Origin of the sequence: Muriicola sp. (assembly GCF_041567615.1) — a bacterium.
In the GTDB taxonomy this organism is placed as follows: domain Bacteria; phylum Bacteroidota; class Bacteroidia; order Flavobacteriales; family Flavobacteriaceae; genus Muriicola.
In genome coordinates, this window is the sequence record NZ_JBFGBM010000234.1 from 1 (window position 1) to 3,410 (window position 3,410).

Genomic DNA, 3,410 nt, shown 5'->3' on the forward strand with positions numbered 1-3,410 from the left:
ATCAGTCCAATGGGGTGATCCACGTGGTCGATACGGTAGTATTACCGGTGATGTAGATTCATTTCCAGTTTAGTTAGTTGTTTGGTTGGTTTTTTAGTGGAACCGTCGGTGCAGGTGCATCGGCGGTTTTTTTTTCATGACTTCGAGATCTTCTTGGCATCTAAGGCAAGCCGAGGTCAGAGCCATTTATTCCGTTTAAAATAGATCAGCATGCCCAAAGCGATCACGATCATCACACCCAGCATGATAAAATAGCTGTATTGGTAGTGCAGTTCGGGTAAAATATCAAAATTGGTCCCATAGATCCAGGCGATAAAGGTAAGGGGGATGAAGATCACCGAGAATATGGTAAGTACCTTCATCACGTCGTTGAGTTTACTGCTGATCGTGGTGTGGTAAATATTGAGCTGGTCGGAAAGGATATCCCTGTAACTGTCCGATACTTCATTCGCCTGACTGATATTGTCTTCGAGTTCCTTGAAGTGGACATAGGTAGACTCATCAATAAATTCCGTTTCCAGTTTTCCCAGGGAAAAGATCATCTCCTTGGCCGGTTTTATATTCTTCCGCAGAAAATTCAGTTCCCTCTTGTAGTTGTTGATCTCGTTGATGATCACTTCATTGGGGTTGACCACGAGGGTATCCTCCAGTGCCTCGATCTTTTCGCCTAACACACTCAGCACGTACAGGTAATTGTCGATTACAATGTCCAGCAGGGCAAAAGCCAGGTAATCGGTTCCCCCGTTTCGTATCCTCTTCTTCTGTTTCCGGATGCGCTCACGGACCGGTTCGAAAACGTCCCCCCTTCTCTCCTGGAAGGAGATCAGCATATCCTCTGTCAGGATGATGCTCAGGTTTTCCACGATGATCTGGTGCGAGTCTTCTCTCTGCTGCATCATTTTGATGGTGATCAGGATACAGTTGTCATATTCTATAACCCTGGGCCTGGCCTGGGTTTGCATGACTTCCGCAAGGACCAGCGTGTCCAGGTCAAGGGTCTCGGCAATCTCTTTCATGATGGCTTCATTGTGAAGCCCGTCCACATTCAGCCAGGTAACCGTATTCTTTTCCTTGTATTTGAGTACGTCCCGAACCAGTTGTACAGCATCTTCCTCCAGGGTATTCTCGTTGAAGTCTATAATGCGGAGCAGTACCTCGCTGGCCTTTTTCTTCCCACGAAAAATGAGGTCATCTGGTGCCAGACCTATATCCTGTTTTGCCTTTTTAACGAATCTCGCCATATTGATTTTTTTTACCATTGCCTGTGCTCATAACCAGTCAGAAAAATTTTCCCTAAAAAGCTACGAATTTTTATCAAATCAGCCTCGAGTTCAGATCACTTCGTCAAGAGACCGACACGCCAAAGAGGTGACCGATATAAGCAGTTACCCCCATGGCAATGGTGCCCCAGAAAGTAATTCTGATGACAGCCTTTCTCACACTAGACCCGCCTGCTTTGGCGGCGTAAGCACCCAGGATGACCAGGAAGAGGATGGCAAGGATGTACTGCCAGAGGATCATCATTTTTACCGGGATTAGCAGGGCAGCTATGACCGGAAGAATTGCACCAAAGACAAAGGATGCACCCGAGGCTATGGCCGCTTCCAGGGGTTTGGCCCGGGTCATACTGTGGATCCCCAGTTCGTCACGGGCATGGGCGCCCAGGGCATCATAAGCGGTAAGTTCCTCTGCTACCTTCATCGCCAGGTCCGGACTCAAGCCTCTCAACTGGTAAATATGGGCTAGCTCTTTGAGTTCCTCCTCTGGCATATCCCTGAGTTCCCTTCTTTCCCTGTCCAGGTCTGATGTTTCTATATCAGTCTGAGAACTTACCGAAACGTATTCCCCTGCCGCCATGGACAGGGCACCCGCCACGAGTCCGGCTACCCCTGCGATCACGATGGGCTCCCGTGAGGTGGAAGCTGCAGCCACCCCGACAATGATACTGGCCGTAGAGAGAATGCCGTCATTTGCCCCGAGGAGAGAGGCCCTAAGCCAGTTGCTCCTGCCCAGGTAATGGTTCTCTTTTTTTATTGATTTTTCCATAGTTCCCTCTTTTCTAATTGGCCCGTTCAAGGTAAGATTTTATGGGACTGTCATTTGTTTTTTGGTGCTGATCTTTTCCGTCAAGAAAATCCAGAACGGGCTGATTCCAATGGTCAGCGAGATCAGGGAAATAGTAAAGTCGTAAGCGTACTGGGTCAGGATATCCAGGTTGAAAGCCGTGATGCAGATCAGGAAGCTCAGTTCCCCGATCTGGGCCAGCATGGCGCCCCCGAATATCGCTTCTTTCCAGCTGTTGTTATAGGCGCGAAGGATGAGGGCATTGATGGTGTGGTTCAGGAAAAATACTGTGATTAGTGACAATCCCAGTGGCAGTAGGTTTTCCATCAGGAAGGTAATATTGATCTGGGCACCAATAGCTATAAAAAATACTGCGACGAAAAGGATACGGAAGGAATGTATGGCATCGTGGATCCATTGGGTTGCCTTCCCTGCGTGCATAACCAGGCCACCCACAAAGGCACCAAGGGCTTCGGAGATCCCGAAAAGTCCGGCTATCACAGCCCCTGCAAAACAAAAGAACAAGGCGAGGAAGACTTGCAGTTCGTGGTCTCTCATAATGGATTTTCTAAAAGGGAGCCAGGTGATCTCCTTTTTGATATAGATGTACAAAATAGTCGCGATGATCAGGATACCCCCTGTGATCTTCAGCAAGATGGATTCGGTGGAAGTATCTTCCCCTCCGAAAATTGAGATAAGGATCAGGATGGGAGCAATAGCGATATCCTGTGCCAAGAGGATGCTCGAAACGTTCTGGCCGATCTTCTTGTCGAGCAGTTTCTTGTCTTCGAGTAATTTAAAGATCACGGCCGAACTGGACAGGGCGATGACAAAACCCATGACCACGATCCGGGAATCGTTCCAGTCAAAGAGGAGTCCGATCGCCCCCATAGCCCCAATACTCAGCAGGATCTGGCCCAGGGTCCCGAAAACCGCCAGGCGCCAGTTCCCGATAAAGGAATAGAGGTCGATCTCCATCCCGATAAAGAAGAAAAGCAGGATGATCCCCAGTTCTCCTATGTGCATCATGGTTTCCTGGTCCCCGATCAGGTCTAATCCGAATGGGCCTATCAAAACCCCGATGAGGATATAGGCGATCAGGGTGGGTTGTTTGATCTTGCCCAGGAGGAAACCCGACAGGACCACCCCAAGACCCACAATACAGATCAGGGTGATGGAGGAGTGAAAGGATGAAAGAAATATCAAATCCATAGGACGTGTCAGGGTTTAAGGGTTAGATATTTGTCTGACCAGGTTTTTTCAACGGTGTTTCACAAGGTTTAAAACTATTTTAAGTCAATCTCTTTTCAAATAAATCGTCGGGAAAAAATAAACTTCAGGTGATC

3 protein-coding genes are annotated in these 3,410 nt (G+C 48.2%); all 3 read right to left on the reverse strand.

What is annotated here, in order from left to right; genetic code table 11:
• Window positions 1-176: 176 nt before the first annotated feature.
• The 3 genes from corA to ABYP73_RS12395 all read right to left on the reverse strand — a co-directional run bounded on the left by corA (window position 177) and on the right by ABYP73_RS12395 (window position 3,276).
• Window positions 177-1,241 carry a magnesium/cobalt transporter CorA gene (gene corA / locus ABYP73_RS12385; protein ID WP_372974536.1) on the reverse strand — a complete coding sequence of 355 codons (1,065 nt, stop codon included), beginning with the start codon at window positions 1,239-1,241 and terminating at the stop codon, window positions 177-179.
• A gap of 103 nt (window positions 1,242-1,344) precedes the next feature.
• Window positions 1,345-2,046 (reverse strand): VIT family protein, encoded by a 702-nt coding sequence (locus tag ABYP73_RS12390; protein ID WP_372974537.1) that lies wholly within the window; start codon window positions 2,044-2,046, stop codon window positions 1,345-1,347.
• 39 nt (window positions 2,047-2,085) lie between these two features.
• Window positions 2,086-3,276 carry a cation:proton antiporter gene (locus ABYP73_RS12395; protein WP_372974538.1) on the reverse strand — a complete coding sequence of 397 codons (1,191 nt, stop codon included), beginning with the start codon at window positions 3,274-3,276 and terminating at the stop codon, window positions 2,086-2,088.
• Window positions 3,277-3,410 lie beyond the last annotated feature (134 nt).